The following is a 23,765-nucleotide window of genomic DNA, read 5'->3' as shown; positions in this document are numbered from 1 at the left end:
CTACCACTTTAAAATATTAAATTCTTCAACATTAGTTGTAGTTCGGCTTCTGTAAATATTTAAAATGATAGCTAGCCCTACAGCTATTTCAGCGGCTGCAACTACAATAACAAAAATAGCAAAAAGATGTCCTGTGACCTTTGCTGGTGCCAAAAATCTATTAAACGCAACTAAGTTTATATTTACAGCATTCATCATAAGTTCCACTGACATTAGTACACTTATTACATTCCTCTTTGCAAAAACACCGTATAATCCAATACAAAACAATGCTGCAGCCAACAATAAATATCCTTCTAATCCTACCATTAATTTTTCACTCCTTTGGCTAAGATGATAGCTCCTACCATAGCAATTAATAAAAGTATTTCAGAAACTTCAAAAGCAATCATGTGACTACCAAAAAATCCATCCGCTATAGAGCTAATAGTATCTTTTATTTCTATGTTTTTATAGTTAAACTTAGTTACCAAAACTATACGAGCAATCAATGCAAAAAAAACTGAGCATAATATCAAACTTACAACCCTATTTTTATTAAACGGATTACTATCCTTCATGTCATTCCTTCTAGTAAGCATTATTGCAAATACTATCAAGATAGAAATAGCACCTGCGTAAATCAAAATTTGTGCTAAAGCCAAAAAATCGGCTTCAAGTAGTATAAAGACAACGGCTACACCAATAAATGTTAATATTAGTAGCAGAGCACTATGCACTATATTTTTTGAATGTACAACACCTACTGCACAGGCCAAAACTATAAATACAATAGGCCAAAATATATAAGCTGAGATCATGTCAAATCCTCCTGGCTCTTAAATAGCGTTAATCTAGTATCTGACTTATTATAAACACTTAATTCAAAATCTGATGTGTTCTTCAAAGCTTTGCTTGGGCAGCTTTCAACACAAAGACCACAAAAAAGGCAATATTCTAATCTCATTTGATAGCTAGTTAACTTCTTTCTATTATTTTCATCCTTAATACTTCTTACTTCAATTACTCTATTAGGACAGCTTAAAGCACATACACCACAAGCGGTACACTTTTCTGAGTATAACTCAAAAGAACAGCGAGAACGTGGTGGCAACTTCGGACGTTGTTCTGGATACTGCTCAGTTATATTCTTTTCAAATAAATGTCCTAAAGTAACTCTAATCCCATTAATCAATCCTTTTCCGAACATTTCACTCACCCCTTAATTAATTGAAAGATTTTGATGCCCAAACCTGTAATTAAAATATTCGCCAAAGATATTGGAATTAAATACTTCCAATTTAAAGACATCATATGATCTAATCTAAATCTTGGAAAAGTCCATCTAACAAGCATAAAGATTAGTACTATTACATAAGTCTTCAACATGAACCAAATCCAAGATGGTAAAAATGGTCCGCTAGGCCCTCCCAAGAATAATGTTACTGTAAGAGCTGCAATTGCAAACATGCTAGTATACTCAGCAAGATAAAAGAGTGCGTACCTCATTCCACTATATTCTGTAAAGGGTCCCGCAACTATTTCTTGTTCGCCTTCAGGTAAATCGAAAGGACCTCTATTTAACTCCGCTGTTGCCGCTATTAGATAAGTAATAAATGCAACTGGCTGTAAGAAAATAAACCAAACATTTTCTTGCGCTTTGACTATTTCTGATAAATTTAATGATCCGCTGATCATTACCACTCCTAAAAGGGAAAAAATTAAAGGTATTTCATAGCTTATCATCTGAGCAACTACTCTCATACCACCTAGAAGAGAATACTTATTGTTAGATCCCCATCCTGCCATTAAAATAGGTATTGAGGAGGTTCCTGAAATAGCTAAAAAATAAAACAAACCCAAATTTAAATTAACTGCAACCATCCCATTACCAAATGGCAGAACTACGTAAATTAGCAATGCAGGAACCATTATTAATAAAGAAGCAATGCAGAAAACTGCTTTATCTGCTTTCTTTGGAATTATATCTTCCTTTCCTAAAAGCTTAATAACATCAGCTAAGCTTTGAAGTAAACCTCGCGGTCCGAACCTATTTGGCCCAAGTCGCTGTTGTAGAAAGCCACAAAATTTTCTTTCTAGATAAATAAGATACATTGCATTTAACAAAACAAATATTACAATATCAATAAAATATGTTAAACTCGTAGTAATACTTTTTGAACCAATTTGAGTATCCGCTACTGAAATTAAGTTTTGAATCCATATAGATTTATTTAAAAATATATTCTCCATTGATATCTCCCTATTATCGATCGATTTCGCCTAAGATAGGATCAAGTGATGCCAAGATAGCTACTGCATCTTGAATTGTGCCCCCTTTAGCAACTTCAGGGAAAGCTCCAATATTAATAAAAGATGGTCCATGAATATGGACTCTATGAGGTTTATCAGTTCCGTTACTTACTAAGTAGAATCCTAGTGCTCCCTTAGCTCCCTCAATTTGGTGGTAAATATCACCTACTGGTAGTTTTATAAGTTTAGGAACTTTAGCTAAAATCGGTCCTTCTTGAATTTGTTCTAATGCCTGTTTTATAATCTTTACGCTTTCTTCCATTTCACCAATACGCACTAGCCATCTCTCATAGCAATCACCATTACTGCCAACAACTGCTTTAAACTTAAAACGTTCATAAAACCCATAAGGTATATCACGTCTTAAATCTAAATCTACACCTGATGCTCTAAGATTGGGACCTGTTAAGCCATATGCCAAAGCCTTTTCTTTACTAATAACTCCGACCCCTTTTGTTCTCGCCTTAAATATTTCGTTACCTGTAATAATGCGATCATATTCTAAAAAGCTTCTTTCCATATCATCAAGAAAGCTATTTAGTCTTGGAATAAATTCAGTTGGTAAGTCATAGCTTACTCCACCAATACGCATATAATTTGTTGTCATTCTTGAGCCACAAACCATTTCAAATAGATCAAGTATTTTTTCCCTATCTCTAAAGAAATACATCCATGACGTATGGCTGTTAAGATCAAGTGCCATACTACCTAGAAAAACTTGGTGACTTGCCATTCTTTGTAATTCAGCCATTATAATGCGCAGATATTCAGCTCTTTCTGGAATTTCAATTCCCATGAGTATCTCGACAGTTTGAACATACCCTAATTCATTTAACATTCCAGATAAATAATCTAATCTATCGGTATAAGGGATAAATTGAGTATAGGTTCTAGATTCTGCTAGCTTTTCTATTCCTCTATGCAAATAACCAATAACATTTTCTATCTTAACAATCTGTTCTCCATCTAAAGTAAAAATTGCTCTATATACTCCATGCGTGCTTGGATGCTGAGGACCAAAGTTTAAAGTCATCTCTTCAGTATGCAGATTTTCATTATGTTTTGTCATAAAAAATCCTCCCCTATCTTCGTTCAGGAATCTTAAAATTTTTTCTTAGTGGGTGTCCAATAAAACTATCTGGACATAATATTCTCTTCATATTCGGATGTCCAATAAATTGAATCCCAAATAAATCGTATATCTCTCTTTCTTGGACATCAGCTGATAGCCACTCTTCACTTATTGAATCAATTTGAAGCTTTTCATTAAGTTTTGCTTTAACCATTATTAATTCATTACTTTCAAATGACATAAAGTGATAAATACAGCTTAAGTCTTCTTCTTCAACTGCTGTAATATCTACTAAAAAATCAAATCCAGATATTTTCAATCTTTTTACTATATCCAGCAGAATACTAGAAGCTATATAAATAGCAATTATCCTATTATATTTAATTTCAATGTTTTCTTCGTATGTTTCCTTTAACTGAAGTATTAGTTTTTCACTAACTTTGCACACCTTTGCCTACCTCCTTAGGATGTATAATCTTCTCTTTTAGTGTTAGAAGACCATGAAGTAATGCTTCTGGTCGTGGAGGACATCCTGGGATATAGACATCTACAGGTAAAAATGTATCAACACCAGGTACAACATTATAGGAATCAACAAAAGGACCACCACTTGTAGCACAGCTTCCCATCGCAATTACCCATTTCGGTTCTGGCATCTGATCATAAATTTTCTTTACAATTGGCGCCATTTTATCAGTTACAGTTCCTGCTACAATCATTAAATCTGCTTGTCTTGGTGATGCACGAAAAACCTCGTACCCAAATCTTGCAATGTCATAACGTGCTCCTCCAGCAGCCATCATTTCAATAGCGCAACATGCTAACCCAAATGTGAGGGGCCAAAACGAATGTGCACGATAATAATTTAAAACATCATCTAATTTGGTTAAAATAATATTTTTTTCTATCTGCTCTTCAATGTAGTTATTATTTCCTGAGATCATTTCCACTCCAATGCCCCCTCTTTCCATGCATAAAATAGCCCTATAATTAGAATTCCAATAAAAATAAACATTTCACCTAGTGCGAATAAGCTGAGCATCTTAAATTTCATAGCCCATGGTAACAGAAAGACTGTTTCAACATCAAAAAGTAAAAACACCAAGGCATACATAAAATAACTTACCTTAAATCTTATCCAAGTTGAGCCTGTGGTCTCTACACCACATTCATAAGTTGACAGTTTTTCCTCATTCGGCTTTTTAGGTCTTACTGACGAAGCAATTAGCAAAATAATCATTCCAAATACAAATGCTGAAACTAGAAAAACTCCGATAATAAGAAAATCTTTTAACATTTTTATCTCCTCTTAAATATATTTTCAATTCAATTTGATTCCTAAAATTATTTGTTAATCTAAATTTCTAAATCTTAATTACTCCCCCCACACCTGAGGGGTGGTCACAAAATACTATTTTACTAAAAATAATTTTTCATCATGCCAATGTTATCAAGTTTTTATGTAGTCTTTATGTAGTTTTTGTGTAGTTTTTATGTAGAAATGCGAATATTATCATTAAAAATTTAAAAATCGTTTCCCAAATAAAAGACTACTCTACCTTAGACATATCTAAACACTTATTTCAATATTATTGAAATTACTAAACCAATGATTATAGATAAATGATATCTTAATCCAACCCTTCCTATTAGCCCCATACTTCTGTCTTTTGTATTTATATTTTTGTCATATGAAAAGAAGTCGAAAACTATCCGATAAGGGAACGTTACTGTTGATACAATCAAAACTATAATTGGGTAGATATGTACTAACCCAAGAATCACAGTTAATACTAGCAACATTACAACATCAAATGCCCATAACTTTTCAGCTTTTTTCACCCCTATTAAAATAGGCAGAGTCTTTCTCCCAGCTTCAAAATCTTCTTTTAGATCGCTTAAATTATTGGTCAATAGTATTGTACTTATAAACAGTGCTGTAGGTACCGTAACTAAAACTGTAGTAAAATTAAATATACCTGATTGAATATAAATTACTGTAGTTGTAATACCAATTCCCATAGTAGAACCAGCGACAATCTCGCTAACTGGGGTATATGAAATAGGCAATGGCCCAGCAGCATATATAAAAGAAATTAGCCCTCCTATTAAAGCAATTAATAAAATATAATAGCTTGTTTGACTTCCAATAAAAATCCCTATTATAAGAGCAATGGATTGGTATAAAAAAATAAGAAATAAAATCTGTTTTGGAGTAATTTCGCCACTAACTAAAGCCTTTTCATCTCCACTTTTATTACTATCTGCACCTCGCTTAAAATCAAAATAGTCATTAATCATATTGGTTGCACTTTGAACAAGCATCATTGCTATTATTAATAAAAAAAGATATAAAATATTAATCCTATCAAAAGCATACTTTGAGTAAATAGATCCTAAAACTACAGGAACAAATCCTGCTATAAGAGTTTTTAAATCCATAATCTTTAATATTGTTTTAAAACTCACTTTCTCTTTCCTCCAATACCTAGTATTCTTTGTTTAGTTATAAATAAATGGCTTATATTAATTAAAGAGAAGTTTGATGTGTTATCAAACTTCTCTTCATTTTATTTACTCCCATAATGTATAGATGAAATGCCAAATGATAAAGACTTATAGCCAGTATTTTTAAAGCCATTATTCTGAAACTGCAACTTAAGCTGTTCTTTTTTCATAAAATTATTTACAGAATCTCTAAGGTAGTAATATGCTTTTTTGTCACCTGTTCCTATATAACCTATCACTGGTAGTACATTATTAAAATACAGGTTATATACCTTATTCAAAATTAATCGATTAGGTTTTGAAAGCTCTAAACATATTACTTTACCATTTGGCTTTAAAACTCTATACATTTCTGATAGTGCCTTGTTTGTATCCTGAATATTTCTAAGACCAAAGGCAATAGTTATACAATCAAAAGTGTTATTCTCAAAAGGCAATTCTAAAATACTTCCTTTTATTAACTCAAACATGTAATCCTTAGATAGGTAGTCAAGTCTTTCCCTCCCTACGTCAAGCATTTCCTGACTAAAATCTATACCTATAACAGAAGTATTTTTACCTACAGCTTTACATTCATAATATATCATTTGACCTGTTCCACAGCACAAATCTAGTACTTTATCATCTTTTTTAATTCCGCTTAATTTTATAGCTTTTTTTCTCCATAACTTATCAATATTCAAAGTTAATACTGAATTTAGCATATCGTATCTTTTTGCAATAGATGAAAATATACCTTCAACATCTGCTTTAATTTCAGCCATAATCATCCTCCTTTCTCTCTACATTAAAGGAAATAAAACAAATATGATTAAATCCCAAAGTGCATGAGATATTATAATAGTGACAATACTTCTTTCCTTCTTATAAATCCATCCCCAAAATACCCCGCATACTAAAGCTGCGACAACAAGCATGAAATTAAAGGTTATTATATGTACACCAGCATATAGTAAAGTTGCAATTATATATCCCTTATTTTCTCCGAACTTTTTTGAAAGAGTATTTTGTATGAAACCCCTCCAGTATATTTCTTCTCCTGGTCCAATAATAAATAGCAATAAAAATCCAATAAATACTGAACTTCCTTGAGATCTATTACTATAAACAGAGGTTATTTGTGCATCCTTAAAAGGGAATAAATATCCCGAAACAATATTACCAACATAGAAAATAAAATACAGAATTATAGCCGAACCTATTCCTACAAGAATATTTCGAAGGGTCAATTTTTTTAGTGACTGTGATAATAACTTTCTATCTGCCACTACAGCAATACTACCTAAGAAGAGAATAGCTATACTCATTTCTCCCCAAAAGTTGAATGGCTTAACCACAAATATTACAAACCATAGTAACGGAACAACAACTAATGAACTTATGGCCAGCTTTTCATTTCTTTTGAGTTCTCCCATAATATTTCCACCTTTCTAGATCACTGCACTTGAAACAAACATAGATAGAATTAAAAGTATTCCAAATTGACTTTGAAGCTTTGCTGTTTCTTTATCAAGATCTGAAATCATCTTATCTTCATTACTACTTGATCTTAACTTTTTAATATTCTTAGCTGCGTTAGGTATTGTTAACAAGCAGATTAAACTTAAATAAGGAATATAATTATAAAAACTTATTAATAGAATAGAAATATAAGCAAATATAATTAAACTGATATATATCCTATCTGCATTTTTTCTTCCAACTACTATTGACAAGGTTTTAATACCAGCTTTACTATCATTCCTTATGTCTCTAATATCATTGGCATGTAATATAGCAGTAGTTAGTAATCCAACAGGGATTGAAACCAACAAGGCTTTTAACCCTAATTCTTGTACTTGAACGTAATATGATCCCAATGTCATCAATGGTCCAAAAATTATAAAAACTAATGGTGCACCCAATCCTCTATATTTTAATGCTAATGGTTTTCCAGTGTAGAAATAACCGCAAATAGCACCTATTATTCCAATAATCAGAATCATGCTTCCCCTAAAATAGGCCAAAATTAAACCTACTATACATCCCAATACTAAAGCAATAATGCCTGCTTTTCTTACTTCATCAGCCGTTATAAGCCCTTCAACAACTACTCCGCTAGAACAATATGAGTCTTTTGTATCTACTTTATTTATAAAATCATCATGATCATTTAATAGATTTACTGCTGCTTGTAATAATACAATTCCAATAACCGAAAAAATAAAATATGCTATATTAAACCTAGATTGATTAATAGCAAGTATTGCACCTAAGGTTACTGGAATTACTGAACCTGTTAAGGAAAAGGGCCTTGCAGCCCTAATCAACATTTTAAAATTTATATCTATGATATTCACTCCTTTAATTAACTACATACGCATAGCCATAGGTAATGAGAATAGTAATATATTAGCTATTGCAAGTAATATCAACAGAACAGTATATACCACTGTAACGCTTGTCTTCTTTTCTTTATAATTGCTCTTTGCAATTTTATATGCAGTGTATATGGAGCCTAAGGTTCCAATTGCTATCAATATAAATTGCAATGCTTGTATAGTTGGGTCGTCAAGAATTGCCGTTGAAGCACCATGCATCTCAACTCCGAATAACCCCATGAATGTATATCCTATAGATTTTCCTTCAGCTAATAAATGAAATAAGTTATGGGCTATATGTGCTGCTAAATCTAAAGGTATTAGGGCATAACCAAATTTAGTGAAATTAGCTTTAACTGAGTCACCATTAAACAACTTAGCTATGTAACCTGTTAATGCTAATAAAAATATTGGTATAGCCATAGCCACTATGAAAGTTATAGTAAAGGTTACAAAATAACTTTGTGTTCCAGTAACATTTTCTAGCCATGTTAACATGCCATCCCATATCTTAAGCATAGTAACATTTTGTACGAAAACAATACCCATGATTACAACGGCTAAGAATGAAACTTCTAATTGAGGTTTTCTTATGAACCACAATTCTTGAGTTGGTTTTCTGAAGGATATTTTGATAGAGTTATTAGGACAATTCTTAACGCAGTTACCACAAATGTTACAATTTGAATTACTCTCCATAGTCTTAGGAAATTCAAACATTGGACATCCTGGTGCCTTATCAGTACCTTTGTAGCAAGCTGCTACTGTACATTTTGAGCATTTCTCTTTAGTTCCTCTAAGTTGTAATATACCTGCTCTAGAATAGTTTGAAGATAATCCACCTAAGAAGCAAAGATATCTACACCAGGTTCTACGTTCAAAGAATGCTCCACAAAATATAACTCCTAAAGTTATTAATAATAACAGCGTTCCAGAACCTCTAGGATTCTCAACTATACCGAATACGTGGTCACTCCAAGTAATAGCTAAGAACATTGCATCTATTATCCATACACCATATTTTTTCAGAAATCTAGGTACTGGTTTCTTACTACCTACGAACTTTTGAACAACATCGCTTAGTGCTCCAAACGGACATATTGCACACCAAAACCTTCCTGTTAAGAACAAAAGTATTGGAAGAATTGGCCACCATAATACCCAAGTACCTGCTGTTCCGAAATTATCATGAGCTTTATCTGGGCCAACTAATAACTCAAATACAATAAATGCAAACACTGCTCCTACCAAGAGCTGAAATATACCTGGATACCACTTGCTCCTAATGAATTTAGCAAACCTCTTATTATCTAATAAATTCTTACCTTCATGTTCAGGTGAAGATTTCTCCTTTTCATTAGTAGTTTTATTTACATTATTCATAGCACTACCTCTTTTCTTCTACTTCTGCTTCAAAACTATTTTGCTTGTTTCTTTTTTACAACCGCCACGATGATTATTAATGCAACAGCTCCTAAAAATCCACCTATAATAATCCAATTAGGTCCACCGCTAACTACATTAGTATCAAAATCAATACTTTTCTTTTCGCCTTGTACTGTAATGTTAGTAGTTATAGTCCACTTACCTTTATCTGTGAAGTTTATGTATCCCATGTACTGACCTTTTTCATTTTTTTCTAACTTTACTGTTATTGGTTCATTACTGTTCATTTTCATCGAATCATCTTGTGGCATCTTAGCAATTATAGTCACGTCTGCATTATCAATCTCTTTATCATTACTATCATGCAATGTGATCATTATTTGATCTTTACCAGTCTTTGCTTCTTCACCTTTAAAAGAAAGCTCCGCAGTTATCCCATCAACACTCTTTGACGTAGCCTTTCCCATATTCATCTCATCAGCTAAAGCAGCTGTAGAAGAGATTAGTATAAACATTAAACTAAAAACTAAACTTCTTATTGTCTTCTTTCTCATTATTATTTGACTCCTCTCACATATATAAGTAAATTAATTAATTTATCTATAAGTTAAAAATATTTCACATCTATTCAATCGTAATTTATTAAACACATGTCTAAGTCATTTATGCAAATCGATTTCCAAACTTTTCTTTTATATATGGAGCAATGAAACAATCAAGCCCTATTAAGTATGCATTAGCCCCGACAGCTATCAGAATAATAGCCACAGTATAAAGGATTGGATTAGTACTAGTTGTACCTGCTAATAGGTAGTTTAAGTTCATAAAAGCACCAGCAAATAATCCTATGACAGTAGCAGCACCTAATATTAAGCTAATTCCTACAAGAAGCTCACCAACTGGTACTAAATAAGAAAAGATTTTAGCATTTGGAAGTGCTACGTTTTGCACAAATGCAGCGTACCATCCTTGTACTGCTGGATGCTCACCAGTTGCTTTTGCTACTGCCCCCTTTAAAAATCCTGTTATAGCCACTCCAGATTTACTACCTACCCAAGTTGGGTCCTTAAGCTTTTCAATCGCTGGAACTATCCATTGAATTCCGAGCCAAATACGTAAAATAGTCCATACAACTGTGAAATATTTGTTTTTTAAAAATTTCATTACTATTCACTCCTCAAAAACATTTATTTATATAATTTTTACTAAGCCTTTTTTACTTTGGGATCATAAGATTCAATAACATAATATAAAAGATTGGTTAATCCTTCTTTATACGTTGATGTTTCTATACCTTCAATATATAACTCAGCTTTAACAACAAATTCTTTCGCATTATCAATTATTATATTATTTCTAATAGCATTTAGATCTCCATCTAAACAGTCATCCGTAATTTGATATACCATTCCTAAGCTTAAGCCATACTTTTCTAAGGCTATAACATCTTCTTTTTCAGCGTTAACTACAAGTGCTCCTAACTTACAACAAGCACTCATAAAGACTGCCGTTTTTCCTTCAATTATCCTAAGATAATCTTCTCTAGAACCTTCGCTATATTGAGCTTGTTCAATTTCTGCTACACACATTTTTTCTACAACTTGTGTCATCACCTGTTCTCCATCTCTGGTCGGCATGCTTGATAAAATGTGGAAAGCTTTTGCAAATAAAGCATCCCCAGCTAGAACAGCTATTTTTCTTCCATATACTCCATTAAGGGTTTTCTGACCTCGTCGGAATAAGTCATTATCGATTATGTCATCATGTATCAAGCTGGCACTATGAATGAGTTCAACTGCTACACATAAGTTAATTAACTGCACTCTCTGCTCTATAGTCATATCTGGTTTTATAGCTTTAGCAGAAAGTAATATAAGCATTGGACGAAGGTACTTACCAGAATTTTTAAAAAAATATTCAAAAACTTCTTTTGATGCTCCTTTTATAATGTCCTCGTCTATATTTTTCAAAATATTCTCCACTTCATTTAGCTCTTTCCTTACTGCATTGCTTGCTTCAATAAACCTTAACACGACTTCATCACCTCTCTTTATAATTTAAAATCTGTTACATTTAGGGATATTTTAAAATTTTTACTATAATTAATATTTCTCTGAAAGTATAACTTGCATGTATGTAGATAGTATGTAGATGTTATGAAGATGTTGTAAAGATGAACCAAAGGTATAAAAAATACATACATTTGCGTAAAAGAAAAGTCCTAGACCGCTTGATTCCGTCTAGGACTTTTCTCTTTCTGTATATTATCCAAAAAACTATTAATGATTAGTGATTAATAGTTCTTTCACTAATCTTCAATAATTTCTTTTAAATAAAACATCATTTTTATGTAATTTACTACTTACAGCATCCACATGATGATTTCTTCTTAAATTTTTTATATATGGTGAACACAGAAAAACTCACTAATCCTATAGTAACTAAAACTTCAATAACCAATTATGTCACCTCCAAATAATATGATTTATTTTATAGATATTATTTTTATTTAAGTATCTAAATTAATCTCAATAAAATACATCTTATTATTTTTTTGTAAAGATAATATGAAGAATTTATTCGAGCTATCTCTAATGTACTCTAATTATTTGTATTTGCTTCTAAATTCTAAACTTTTGAACTAGAGCTTTAAGCTCATCAGATAGAACTACCTGTTTCTGAACTGAACTTAGAACATCTTGAGTTGCTTGATTTGTGTCATCAACGCTACTTAAGATCCCTTCTGAATTTTCTGCTGATTGCTGAGCAGTTGCAGATACAGCTTCTATAGCATTACTAGTTTGTTCGATTGAGCTTAGTATATGGGCCACACCAGTAGCAATTTCTTCTGACATAGCTTTAACAAAAGCAGAATCATTTTCGTACTTCAACGCCGTCTCTAGAAATAATTCATAGTCTGGGTTTACATTGTTATCAATAAATTTTAATATATCCTCAACATTACTTGAAAGATTGTTAAAGGCATTGTTGACTTGATTTATTACCCTTTGTATGTTTGAAACATTCTCTGACGATTGCTCTGCAAGAGTTCTAATCTCATCTGCAACTACAGCAAATCCTTTGCCAAGATCACCAGCTCTTGCAGACTCAATAGCTGCATTTAAAGCTAGAAGATTAGTCTGAGATGCTATACTTGCTATTGACTCTGCCATAACCTTAATTTCCTCGACAACCTTTCCCTCCTCTATTGCTCTTAGTATGTTTATTTGTTTCTCTTGATATATCTTTTTTGACATATCTATTGCTTTTAATCCTTTGTCTTTTATCTCTACCGCACGAATTTGAATTTGTTTCGAAGCATTATCTCCTTCTTTGGCCTTTTGAGAGAGTTCAATTGAATTTGAAGCTATTTCTTCAATTGAAGCATTTACTTCCTGCGTAGTTGAACTTAGAGCTTCAGTACCTCGTGATATGTCTTTTGTTGATTCATTTATGTTATTTATTTTTTTAGATACTCCTCCTATTATGGTATAAATTTCCTCACTTAAATTATTTATATTATCAGAACTCAATATTATAGCTGAAATTAGGTTGCGTGTATTTTCAGCTGCTTTATTTAAAGCAATAGATATCTTTCCTATTTCATCTTTTGAATTAATATCTATTCTTTTTGTTAAGTCTCCACTTCCCAATGAATCTGCAAATATTAACACCTTGTTTATTTGCTTTGATAATAGCGTGGATATTAGTAAACCAAGTACTACTGCAGATATAAATCCAAATATCACTATACCAATCATCAAATTGAATGAATTTTTAAATATTGAGTTATTTGAGTTATTTGCGTTTTTAGCTTCTTTTAGATTAGTATCAATTATTGCATTAATACTATCAAATGTTTTATTTCTTAATTCTGTTACCATCTCGAAAGCCATCTGTGCTTCGTCGTATTTATCTGAATCAATCAGTTCTATAAACTTTTTACGCTCCATCATATATTCTTCATGATGCTGATTAAATGTTGTTATCATTTCTTTCTCATCACTAGTTACTCCATCTGCATTTTTAATCTTTTCAGAGAGAGACATATCTTCTTCTGTCAACTCTTCAATTTCTTGTTTAATTTTTGCTTTCTTCTCTAAATCTTTAGTTGTTAAAAGAGATATTAAATCTGAATGTATTTGCAAAAAATTCTCTTTTAGTTCATCTACAGATCTTAAATGAATTAAATTATCTTCATACATAGATGTCGAATTAGAGTTTATTTTCTTTATTTGTGATATTCCTATCCCCCCAAGTACTCCCATAATAATTGAAATTAATAAAAAACAACTTATAAGTTTCTGTCTTATCTTCAAATTCTTCAATAAATTCATATAATATCCTCCCTGTCGTATTTTCACGCTTGTCCTAGTTCATCCTATATTATTACGACTTGATTTTATCACTTTATTATAAAGAAATTGTAAATATTTCGCGATTTCATGCGAAAACTACAAATAAATAAAAATCTATAATTTATTCTAAGTTTATATAAAAGTAGGCCATAGCTTAACATAGTATAACTACACTAAGCTACGGCCCTAAAACCTTATTGTAAATTCATTCAGTTATTAAAATCAAAGAATCTTACCCACTTAACTTAGTGACTAAATCAATTTTAAGTTTAACAACTTTGCTTTATATTTTAACAACTTAGTTTCATTTTTAACGATTTTGTTTAGGTTAAATAGTTCTGTGGGTTTAAAATAAAGTTTGATCAAATGAAAGTTGCGGATTATACTTTATTAAACTCAATTCCTTTAGCATCTGGACTATAGTATCCTTTTAATATTACTTTTTCATTATCATTATAAAAGTCTTTTATTCTTTCAATATGTCTTTGTACAGTGTTGACTGGTATTTCATTAATGCTAAAATAATTAATATCATCTGCCTCATCTGACAAGGATAAATTACCACCTACTTTTTTGCATAAAAAAGATAATATAATATCGTCTTCAAATGTTTTGCTGTATACACCTTGAAGTTTTATAACTTCTACATCCAATCCCACTTCTTCTCTAACTTCTCTTATAACACCCTGCCAAGGAGTTTCACCTTTTTCGACCCTCCCACCAGGCAAATTCCATAAATCCTTATCGGTTCTATGACATAGTAAAAATCTATTATTTTCATCTAGAATTAATGCAAAGGCTCCGATAATAAACATAATTTTTTCCTTTCACTCCAAATGTAATATACCTACTAATATACTTTCTTATTTAATTCTGAATAGGCATCTGCCAACCACGGATGTATAACTTTAAGTTTTGAACTATCATTCCATAGGTATTTAAAGTACGTAAGTGCTGCTAATTCCAATGAAATATCCACTGCCTTTTCAATCTCATTGAGATAAGGCGGCAGTCCGTCCTGGTCCCATTCTATCTTATCAGCAACAAATAAAACCTTGTCCAAAATAGAAGCGCCAGCTTTAAGCGTCGTATGGCATCCAATTGCACTAAGTATATCTGGAGATTGAATATCAAATATTTGTTGTGCCATTATCACAGATATCTTTTGATGGAGAATTAATGGTAACTCTTTCTCCTCAGCAAGTATATTAATTTTTAGAATTTTAGAAATCTCAATTCTTTTATCATTTGGGTATACTCCACCTATATCATGTAATAAACCTGCTGTCTCAGCCAAACTTTCATCAATTCCGTATTGTCTAGCTAATATCTTTGCTTTTTTAGCAACTCTTTGAGAATGTTCTGCAATTCTAGCTCTATTATATTTAATTAGTAATCTATTTGAATTCTCTGCTAAATCTGATGTAAAGGTCAAATCTTTTATTAGATATCCAAAAATTTCTTTCAATTTTATTCTCCTTTCTAAAAAATTTGTTTTGCATTATTTTGCTGTTATGGCTTAATTATCAAAAACATTATACCATTAAATTCCTTTATTCTAAAATAATACCTAGACCTTATTTGCTATCTATAATTCATTGGAAACTAAAGTTTAATTAATACTTTGTCCATATTCTTCTTCTTTAATGCCATATAAAAGTCTCCCATCCATCGTTTATTAAACTCTCTACCCAAGGTTTAAATATCTGCAAATTCAAAATTTTTGCGCATCTGCCTTTTCAGAACGTATGTGAAGAAATTTGGCAGGCGACATATTCCTCTTTTTTATTCTTTCGCTTACATCAATAAATAAGCATTTAAATTACTTATTATATTTTGCTTTAATCTTTATACTACACATCTCCAGTATAGTATTGCCTTTCTACTAAATTCTATTCAAACTTTGTTTTAAAAGATCAATCTTTATTTCAAATGTTCAAACTTTGTTTTAATAGATCAAACTTTTTTTCAACAAGATTTTCTCCATCTTTAAAGGCTCTTAAAGATAACTCTTCAAACATTTCATCATTATTTCCACAATAGTGTATGCAGCTCTTCAATTTCCAACCAAATACATCAAAAATATTATTAACATATTTAATAGCTTCTGCACCTTTATTAGGATCTAAGCTTCCTTGAGCAAATATAGTTATTAACTTTTTACCTGGATGTCTAGGAATAAAAGTATGTGGAAGCTCTTCAACCATTGGAAACATACGGTCTAACCAAATTTTTGCTTGACCTGTAATTTGGAAAACATAGATTGGAGAACCAAATACAATAGCATCTGCCTCAGCAATAGCTTTATACATTGGCTGTAAATAATCATTAATAGCACATCCGTCATGGGTACGACAATAAAAACAACCTTGGCATCCACGGATTCCAGTATCATTTAAATCAAATTCAATAACTTCAGCACCTTTTGATTTTACTCCTTTTGCTACTTGATCTAATAACTTTGTGGTATATCCATTCTTTCTTGGACTACCTTTAAAAATAACTACTTTTGACATTTCGCATCTCTCCTTTTAGATATAATTTTTTTTAAATTAATTCAGTTATCTATTTACTAACATCTTCCTACTACAACACACCCTTATAATAGCTGTTTAATTATGTGTTCTTAATATGACAGACCTTTGTTTCTAATTTATCCCTAATTACACAGATGCTACTATTCCCATTTACCTGGTTTCGGTTTCCTATTCCGATTTTTTGTACTTTGTCAAAAATAACGTTGGGATTATTGCAATCACTGTAAAACCAATGGTCCACCAAAAGGCAACATTATATGCACTTGTTACATTTTGCACGTTCGATACAGAATGCGTAGCTATCTGATGCTGAACAATAGTTGCAAGTATCGCGGATCCGAAGGCACTTCCGATTGTTTGTAATATCCTTGTGGCAATACTTGCGTGAGGAATTTGCTCATTACTTAGTCCCATATATGCTGATACCATGATTGGAATGAACACTCCTCCAAGGCCCGCTCCTCGTATAAGTAGTACCACAGCTAATAGCACTTGATTCGTTTCGGAATTGGCGAAGGCGAATGGAAGTGTACCTATTGCAGTAATTACAAGGCTTACCAAGACTATTGGCCTCGCTCCTATTTTGTCAGTCAATTTTCCCATCTGACTTCTTGTAAGCAACATACCAATTCCTTGTGGAATCAACAAAAGACCTGCATATAAAACACTTTCACCACGCACCTGCTGGTAGTATAATGGCAGAAGCAACAGTCCCCCGTTTGTAATGAAGCCCGACATGAAAAGCAAAATTGTCGAAGCAGAAAAATTGCGTGCCCTAAACAGCTGCAAATCCAGCACTGGAGAAATCTTCGTACGTAAGGCATACATAACAAACACAGTCATCAGTAACAATCCAATCACTACAGGAACAACCACTGTACTGCTGTTTAGACCACCTTTAGATGCTATTTGAGCAATTCCGTAAATTAGTAAGGCAAAGGCTGGAGACAACATCATAATTCCAACAATATCAAGCTGCTGTTTTTTGTTTGAGAGGTTGTCCTTTGGTATTCCCCACAAAGCTAGCAATAAGGCGATGATTGTCACGGGAATATTGACATAAAAAATCCATCGCCAGCCTAAGCTGTTCACAATAATCCCACCCAGCACTGGACCAAGAATCGGTGCTAACATCATTGGTATACTAGTAATGGACGCCATCCGTCCCATATTTCGACCACCGGATACCTGAAAAAGCATAGTTGTCATAGTAGGCATCAATAAACCTGCGCCAATTCCTTGTAGGACACGGAATCCAATCAAGGAACCAATATCCCATGACAGTGATGAAAGAATTGAACCTGCCAGAAATAATACTAAAGAAAATTGATAAAGCCGTTTACCACCAAAACGATTAATCGCCCAACCTGAAATCGGTACAGCCATTGCCATAGCTAGCACATATCCTGTTACGACCCATTGAATTACTGAAACGGTGCTTTTCAGATCACTTGATAAGGTTTTTATGGCCACATTGACCATTGTCGTGTCTAGTAGCGGTGCGAGAGAACCAAATACCAAGATTAATGATACTTTAAGTAGCGTCGGATCAAGCTTTTCCTTCTGAGATTTTGAATCTTTTGCTTTATTTTTTGTCATATTATAACCTCCTTATTATAGAATTTCTTACAGAACTCTTATAAGTGTCATTTAAAATTTATGTTACGGACTAAACACATCTGTATTTCGTTCTTAAAGAAACCTTTGATTCGCCAACAACTTGTTGTACAATTGTATTGTAATAATTTTATGACTCATCATCAATCAACAATCATGGATGATTTGTCGCTTTTTGCGTAAGCTAAGGAGGAAGATTCTATAAATAAGCAAACTGAAATTACTAAACAGACACGAAAAAATTTAATGGATGCATTCTGGCAGTTATACTCTGAAAAACGAATCGAAAAAATCACAATTAAAGATATTACAATTAAAGCTGGCTATAATAGAAGCACCTTCTATAAATATTTCACCGATGTCTATGATGTACTAGAGCAAATAGAATCCTCCATTTTACCGGATTTAGAAAAACATAAAGACATCCTGATGGATACTAACAAACATCTATCACTCATACATATTACTGAAGTATATAACCGAAATAAAAAGTACTTTGTTGTTCTGTTAGGTAAAAACGGAGATCCCGCTTTTCATGAAAAGATCAAAAACGTATATAAAGAATTAATACGACCTAGCTTTCAATCAATCTATACGGATGATTTAACATTGGAATATACCCTGGAATATATGATGTCTGCTTTCATCGGTGTACTTACCTATTGCTTTACACAAGAAGAAGACCCAGACATCCAAAAACTAATTCAGATTCTATGGAATCTTATGCATAATGAGCATAGTAAAATAGTCAATCTGATGTTTTAATTTTTATTACTTAATTCAATAGCTTCTTGTTAATAATAATTTGTTAACAGCGCCAACCTTATATTCAGAGGTTGTTATTTATGTTATGTGCTATTGTGAGGTTAAAATAAACTTTTATAAAAATAAGCTCGCTAAGGCCGATTATTTCTAAAAAGAAAAAGACTAGATTTTGAAACAAAGATTGATCAAAACTTAGTCTTTTTTTTGTTTTGTGAGTTACTCATTTTAGTATATTCAAAAGGTACAACTACGTTTTCGTAAATTGAATCCCTGGATTTTATCTGTAGGTTTTAAATAACGAAAGTATTACTTTAAAAAAGCAGTTTTTTAGCCTTTATCCCTACTATATATAGTCTCGTCACTATATAAGAAAATCGATTTAATAATGACTTGACAAAAGTGTATAGCAACCATATACTATTTACATGGATAAATTTATAAATAACAAACATCAAATTGCATATGATTCTCTGAATTTAGCGGTTGCCTTGACTGACCTTGATAAAAAGACTCGCAACTTCGGAACTGATGTACCGATTTTTCACTCTGAAATACATATAATAAAGGCTATTGCCGAGCATCCTGGCATTCATGTGGGTGGACTGGCAGATATTCTAGGAGTAACAAAAGGGGCTGTTTCCGAAATTCTCAAAAAGCTAGAGAGAAAGGCTCTGGTTATAAAAGAAGTTGATGATCTTAATTTATCTAGATATTCATTAAGTCTGACTGAAAAAGGTAAAAAAGCTCATAACAACCATATGCTCTATCATTCTATTGTAAATAATATGGTTGAAGATCAACTACAAAATGCCTCCGAGCATGAATTGGAGTTTTTGTCAAACTTTTTGTCTACCCTGATAAACAAGGTTAATTTTTTTAGTGAAAATTTTGATGAATAAAAATTTTATGCAAGCGTATGGTTGCTATACACTTTTTTATTATAATTACGTTAGGAGGTTTTAATATCAAAAGAAAAAAATCATCTAAGCCATATATGGCTTCTGATAATAGTGAAGTGAGTGAGCTGAGGTATAAACAAACACTTGAAGCTGATAACAGAGCTTTATGGGTTATCTATAATTCTTTAGCCTCATATGTTCTCTTTAGTTTTTATCCATATGAATGCCCAATATTTCCACCAGTCAATTCTTTTAATAACAAATTTGAAAATAATAAAATTAATGACCTCTTAAAGAGGCAAGATGAATAACCAATTGTATTCAAGCGTATAGCAACCATACACCTTTCGCCAATAATTTATGCAAGAGGATTAGTCGTGTATCAAAATATGAGTTCTTCTTAGAGGAAAAAAGCTATTTAACTTCAACAAGTATAGTAAGTCTGTTTTATTAGTTTGGAAACTTTTATAAATAATTAATTATCTAACTAACTTTATAAATGAATAAATCTCTAACTTACGGACATACTATTGTTATGTGTATGGAAAAGACCCGTTAACACTAAATTAAACTTATAGTGTTAATGTTGGTTTGAAAAAAAGTTTGATCAAGATAATCTTGCAAAAGCTGATTATAACGTATAAGAAAAAGACTAGATTTTGAAACAAAGATTGATCAAAATTTAGTCTTTTTCTTTTTGTAAATTATTTATTTTTGTAAAAAAGTTTGATTATTTTAGGATTAATATTCATATTCTCTACACCAATAGATTTACTATATATTTTCATTTTATACATTTTGCATATTTTCTCCTAGTCACTCCATCCTTCAATCTAGAGAACTTGGAGCCTTCTGGCAAATAATCCACAATTATTTCTACTGATCTAATCTTTTTTCTTTTCTGTAACAGCCTCAGCATTTCAATAAATTCCTGCAATTCACCCTTTTCTTCAACCTTCTGAAGATTAGTGAACTCAAGTCCTCTAATTACGCTCTCTCCTCCAACATCTGCTGTAGCCCTTAATTTATCAGCTTCAATAAGGTATTCCTTTGTGTTCTCGTCTGACATTTTTCTGTTTATTTTTAATCCTATTTTCTTTTTATTTATTGTTGGAATATTTTCATACTCATGAGTTATAAGGAAGTCATCTATCAGATCAGAGGCCTTTGTTGCTCCATCTGCACCAGTGTCTATTTCCTTATCTGAATTTCGCGTATTGATGAATTCTCTTTTCTTTTTTAGGATATCTGAGGCTTGTGTTTCTTCTAGACTAGGATGAAATATATTAATTTCCTTTGTATTAATTCTCTTTTTTCTTAGAGATAATATCTGAAGTATTCTTATGTAGTTATCTTTTTTTAGAACCCTTGCTTTTATATTAAAGTTCTCAAATAGAAAATCAAATTTTAGTTCTTTGCTTTGCCACATATTTAGTCCAATAGAGTTGAACATCTTAAAGATATTAGGATTGGTTATTAACCAAGCTAAATGGTTAAGCTTTTCACTAGTTAGTAATTTTTTCTCATATAAATCTGTGAAATGGATATCTAGTTCATTCTTATCAAACTCATAGATAAAATAATTCTCTAAGGTATCCATTTCCACAGCTCTATTTAAAGTGAATCTATCTGGAGCTATAACAGCTCTTATTATTTCTATTAGAGGTATTGTATATAACCTTCCATTCTTTTTAAAATTAAAGGTCTTTGATTTATAGTCATCTTCAAAGCCAATACCTCTTACTTTCCAAGGCTTTTCTATGTATTGAGGCGTAATGCCACTTAGATTTATGTCTAAAATCTCAGCCGTTTCTACCATCTCACCACTATTAAGCCTTCCATCAGTATAATACTTATCTACCGAAAGAAAGTGTAAGCTAGCCCAATTCAATAATACTCTTCTGCTGCATTTGTCTCCCCTAAAGTATGCATAAAACATATATTTATTGTCCTTTGTAAAAGGCTCACCTATCCAAGTTAGTTTAACCTTCTCACCTTTATTAAATGGCCAGTTCTTTATTGTTATTGTTTCTCTACCCATTTCTCCCCCTGTTATCCAACTGAAATATATATTCTTCTAACATAGATCTTAAGTTATCAAACTGTTTTCCTCTTAAGCCGACTAAGCGCTGGATCTCCCATAGCTTTACTGGTAATTCTTCTTCTATTAGTTGCTTAATAATTTGTTTACTTCTTCTGAGTTGAAATTCTTCTACAGTTTCACATTTTTCTTTTAAATATTCTTGAGTACTTGGCAATTTATCTAACCTTTTATCTATATCAGCTGATTTTCCAAGCTTCTTACCTATTATGGATTTAGTTATTCTTACTGGAGGTTGAAGCTCTATAAGCTCCCTATAAGCAGCTTCAACTAATTTAAGAATTTCCTTATCTCTTTCTTCCCAGGATACCAGTTTATTTGGTTCAATTTTTTTCTTCTTTTTAGGAAGTTTATCAAATAGCCAAAGTCTATCTCTTCTATATATTAGAGTATATTCTTTCTTACATAGCCCTCTTATTTCAGTTCTTGATGACTTAGGATTTTCATTTATTGAAGCTAAAATTGAAGCCTTAGCTGTTTCGAGTTTCGCCTCATTTAGTTTAGAAATAGTATCTGCATTTCCACCTTCAATACTACTGTTAAAACAGTTAATCCCAAGCTTTTTGTCAAACTTTAATATAGTTTTAGGATCACAATACATGAGTCTTGAAAGCTCTCTAAGTCCATAGTTTCCTTCCTTTAGAAATATCTTAAGCTTATCTTCCCATACCATTCCGAAAACTTTTATCCTACCTATTTTGTATCTATCCTCATAAGATTTATCTGGTCCCTTTCTTGAATATATAAACCCGCAGCTACAAGTAAAGGTACCAACTGGTAATCTGGTTTTAAAATCTTCAGTTATTTTTAAATCCGTTATGATAGCTTCATGATAGTGCTCAGCTATTTTATTTAAACAAGGCCAAGGTCCTTCACCAAAAGGATTAAAAGTATTAGTAGTTTCACTAAAAAATTGAGCTATATCTCCAACCAAAAAATTTATAAGCAATAAATGTCTTAAAGGATGAACGGCTCTTTTTAAATTTCTAGTTATTACCCTAAGCCAATTGTATTCATCAGCATTATCAATATCACACTCCAAGTTAATTAATAAACCTTTACCATAGAAATTTATAACTTCTTCGTATAATTGATTTTGCTTTATTCTCCCACTGGAAGTGGTTAATCCTTTTGAATAAAGTAGGTTTCTATATTTATCTAATAACTTTCTCTTATCAAAAGCTGTGAGTTCTTGATTAATAAGCCAATATGCATCCTTAGCTAGCTTATATTTTATTTCATAAATCTCTATAGGAGCGCTTGAGGATTTTAGATCAATCAGTTCTTCCTCCAGTTTTATAAACTCAAGTCTACTAGAAATTCTTCTATCCCTTTGATATTTATATAAAGTTATTCCATGATGTGGACACAAGCCAATTCCCTGCAACTGATGTTCTCTATGTATAAAAGCTTCTCCATATGCTTCAAGTTCTGCTTTTGCACATAAAGGGCAGTAGTATATCCCTTCCTTCTTGCATATACTCCCTGCTACCATTCCAATTTTAGTGTATACACCACTACCATCACTGTATTTAAGTTCTCTGATTATCTCCTTCAGCTTACTTTTCAGTAAGAACGGCTTGTAAAAGGGTAGTAACGTATGCTTATTCAAAATATATTTTTCAGTATAATTACCACCTAAGTTCTTTGCTAAGGCTTTAACTGGACTGCCAAATTCAAGACTTGGAATTATAGACCTTTTACCAAAGCACTCTTCTAAAGTATCCTTATAATCAATGTTTCCTACATAATAATGATATCTAGCGATTGCCGAATAGATTAATTCATCTTTATATGGATCAGTAAAAAAATGTAGCATCCTTCTTCCTTCCTTACACTTTTTACCGCCCATTCCCCTTATTTAGTTTTA

Annotated in this window: 25 protein-coding genes; 2 read left to right on the top strand and 23 right to left on the bottom strand. The window is 31.9% G+C overall.

Features of this window, described 5'->3' with window-relative positions; all coding sequences use genetic code 11:
- From nuoK to J3477_RS21685, 21 genes are all read right to left on the bottom strand, one after another.
- Positions 1-309, bottom strand: coding sequence for an NADH-quinone oxidoreductase subunit NuoK (nuoK, locus tag J3477_RS21785; RefSeq protein ID WP_206872322.1), 309 nt, complete (start codon positions 307-309; stop codon positions 1-3).
- A complete protein-coding gene (locus J3477_RS21780) occupies positions 309-800 on the bottom strand; it encodes an NADH-quinone oxidoreductase subunit J family protein (protein ID WP_206872321.1) in 492 nt (163 codons plus the stop codon). Before J3477_RS21780 ends, nuoK begins: the two co-directional genes overlap by 1 nt.
- Positions 797-1,189: a NuoI/complex I 23 kDa subunit family protein gene (locus tag J3477_RS21775; RefSeq protein ID WP_206872320.1), complete on the bottom strand. Its 393-nt coding sequence runs from the start codon at positions 1,187-1,189 to the stop codon at positions 797-799. The genes J3477_RS21780 and J3477_RS21775 overlap by 4 nt, the downstream gene beginning before the upstream one ends.
- A gap of 5 nt (positions 1,190-1,194) precedes the next feature.
- Positions 1,195-2,232, bottom strand: a complete 1,038-nt coding sequence (nuoH, locus tag J3477_RS21770) for an NADH-quinone oxidoreductase subunit NuoH (RefSeq protein WP_206872319.1) — start codon at positions 2,230-2,232, stop codon at positions 1,195-1,197.
- Between the two features lie 13 nt (positions 2,233-2,245).
- Complete coding sequence (locus J3477_RS21765; RefSeq protein ID WP_206872318.1) at positions 2,246-3,361, bottom strand: NADH-quinone oxidoreductase subunit D; 1,116 nt, start codon at positions 3,359-3,361, stop codon at positions 2,246-2,248.
- A 13-nt stretch (positions 3,362-3,374) separates the two neighbouring features.
- Positions 3,375-3,812, bottom strand: a complete 438-nt coding sequence (locus tag J3477_RS21760) for an NADH-quinone oxidoreductase subunit C (RefSeq protein ID WP_206872317.1) — start codon at positions 3,810-3,812, stop codon at positions 3,375-3,377.
- Positions 3,799-4,308, bottom strand: coding sequence for an NADH-quinone oxidoreductase subunit B (locus J3477_RS21755; RefSeq protein WP_206872400.1), 510 nt, complete (start codon positions 4,306-4,308; stop codon positions 3,799-3,801). The genes J3477_RS21760 and J3477_RS21755 overlap by 14 nt, the downstream gene beginning before the upstream one ends.
- The gene (locus J3477_RS21750; RefSeq protein ID WP_206872316.1) at positions 4,305-4,661 is read right to left on the bottom strand and encodes an NADH-quinone oxidoreductase subunit A; all 357 of its coding nucleotides are present in this window, start codon (positions 4,659-4,661) and stop codon (positions 4,305-4,307) included. The genes J3477_RS21755 and J3477_RS21750 overlap by 4 nt, the downstream gene beginning before the upstream one ends.
- A gap of 281 nt (positions 4,662-4,942) precedes the next feature.
- The gene (locus J3477_RS21745; RefSeq protein WP_206872315.1) at positions 4,943-5,833 is read right to left on the bottom strand and encodes a prenyltransferase; all 891 of its coding nucleotides are present in this window, start codon (positions 5,831-5,833) and stop codon (positions 4,943-4,945) included.
- Between the two features lie 101 nt (positions 5,834-5,934).
- Entirely contained in the window at positions 5,935-6,636 is a 702-nt protein-coding gene (gene ubiE, locus J3477_RS21740; RefSeq protein WP_206872314.1) for a bifunctional demethylmenaquinone methyltransferase/2-methoxy-6-polyprenyl-1,4-benzoquinol methylase UbiE, read from the bottom strand.
- Positions 6,637-6,654: 18 nt separating this feature from the next.
- Entirely contained in the window at positions 6,655-7,287 is a 633-nt protein-coding gene (locus tag J3477_RS21735; RefSeq protein ID WP_206872313.1) for a type II CAAX endopeptidase family protein, read from the bottom strand.
- A gap of 15 nt (positions 7,288-7,302) precedes the next feature.
- Positions 7,303-8,184: a 1,4-dihydroxy-2-naphthoate octaprenyltransferase gene (gene menA / locus J3477_RS21730; RefSeq protein ID WP_206872312.1), complete on the bottom strand. Its 882-nt coding sequence runs from the start codon at positions 8,182-8,184 to the stop codon at positions 7,303-7,305.
- 39 nt (positions 8,185-8,223) lie between these two features.
- Complete coding sequence (locus J3477_RS21725; protein WP_206872311.1) at positions 8,224-9,615, bottom strand: 4Fe-4S binding protein; 1,392 nt, start codon at positions 9,613-9,615, stop codon at positions 8,224-8,226.
- Between the two features lie 35 nt (positions 9,616-9,650).
- Complete coding sequence (locus tag J3477_RS21720; RefSeq protein ID WP_206872310.1) at positions 9,651-10,172, bottom strand: FixH family protein; 522 nt, start codon at positions 10,170-10,172, stop codon at positions 9,651-9,653.
- A 109-nt stretch (positions 10,173-10,281) separates the two neighbouring features.
- On the bottom strand, positions 10,282-10,782 hold the full coding sequence (locus J3477_RS21715) for a DoxX family membrane protein (protein ID WP_206872309.1): 501 nt from the start codon (positions 10,780-10,782) through the stop codon (positions 10,282-10,284).
- 41 nt (positions 10,783-10,823) lie between these two features.
- A complete protein-coding gene (locus J3477_RS21710; RefSeq protein ID WP_206872308.1) occupies positions 10,824-11,651 on the bottom strand; it encodes a polyprenyl synthetase family protein in 828 nt (275 codons plus the stop codon).
- A gap of 588 nt (positions 11,652-12,239) precedes the next feature.
- Positions 12,240-13,955, bottom strand: a complete 1,716-nt coding sequence (locus J3477_RS21705; RefSeq protein WP_206872307.1) for a methyl-accepting chemotaxis protein — start codon at positions 13,953-13,955, stop codon at positions 12,240-12,242.
- A gap of 401 nt (positions 13,956-14,356) precedes the next feature.
- Positions 14,357-14,791, bottom strand: a complete 435-nt coding sequence (locus J3477_RS21700; RefSeq protein ID WP_206872306.1) for an NUDIX hydrolase — start codon at positions 14,789-14,791, stop codon at positions 14,357-14,359.
- 35 nt (positions 14,792-14,826) lie between these two features.
- On the bottom strand, positions 14,827-15,444 hold the full coding sequence (yqeK, locus tag J3477_RS21695) for a bis(5'-nucleosyl)-tetraphosphatase (symmetrical) YqeK (protein ID WP_206872305.1): 618 nt from the start codon (positions 15,442-15,444) through the stop codon (positions 14,827-14,829).
- Positions 15,445-15,904: 460 nt separating this feature from the next.
- Positions 15,905-16,492: a flavodoxin family protein gene (locus tag J3477_RS21690; protein WP_206872304.1), complete on the bottom strand. Its 588-nt coding sequence runs from the start codon at positions 16,490-16,492 to the stop codon at positions 15,905-15,907.
- Between the two features lie 189 nt (positions 16,493-16,681).
- Entirely contained in the window at positions 16,682-18,112 is a 1,431-nt protein-coding gene (locus J3477_RS21685; protein ID WP_206872303.1) for an MDR family MFS transporter, read from the bottom strand.
- A gap of 264 nt (positions 18,113-18,376) precedes the next feature.
- On the opposite strand from J3477_RS21685, the gene J3477_RS21680 reads away from it, so the two are divergent.
- Positions 18,377-18,895: a TetR/AcrR family transcriptional regulator gene (locus J3477_RS21680; RefSeq protein WP_206872398.1), complete on the top strand. Its 519-nt coding sequence runs from the start codon at positions 18,377-18,379 to the stop codon at positions 18,893-18,895.
- A 425-nt stretch (positions 18,896-19,320) separates the two neighbouring features.
- Positions 19,321-19,794 carry a MarR family winged helix-turn-helix transcriptional regulator gene (locus J3477_RS21675; protein ID WP_206872302.1) on the top strand — a complete coding sequence of 158 codons (474 nt, stop codon included), beginning with the start codon at positions 19,321-19,323 and terminating at the stop codon, positions 19,792-19,794.
- Between the two features lie 784 nt (positions 19,795-20,578).
- Here J3477_RS21675 and J3477_RS21670 read toward each other — a convergent pair.
- Both J3477_RS21670 and J3477_RS21665 read right to left on the bottom strand, forming a co-directional pair.
- Positions 20,579-21,835, bottom strand: coding sequence for a hypothetical protein (locus tag J3477_RS21670; protein WP_206872301.1), 1,257 nt, complete (start codon positions 21,833-21,835; stop codon positions 20,579-20,581).
- Entirely contained in the window at positions 21,828-23,747 is a 1,920-nt protein-coding gene (locus J3477_RS21665; RefSeq protein WP_206872300.1) for a TnsD family Tn7-like transposition protein, read from the bottom strand. The genes J3477_RS21670 and J3477_RS21665 overlap by 8 nt, the downstream gene beginning before the upstream one ends.
- Positions 23,748-23,765 lie beyond the last annotated feature (18 nt).

Origin of the sequence: Clostridium zeae, assembly GCF_017312485.1 — a bacterium.
Taxonomy (GTDB): Bacteria; Bacillota; Clostridia; order Clostridiales; family Clostridiaceae; genus Clostridium_AR; species Clostridium_AR zeae.
Note: the sequence above shows the minus strand (reverse complement) of the source record. Positions and strands in the feature narration are given on the sequence as shown.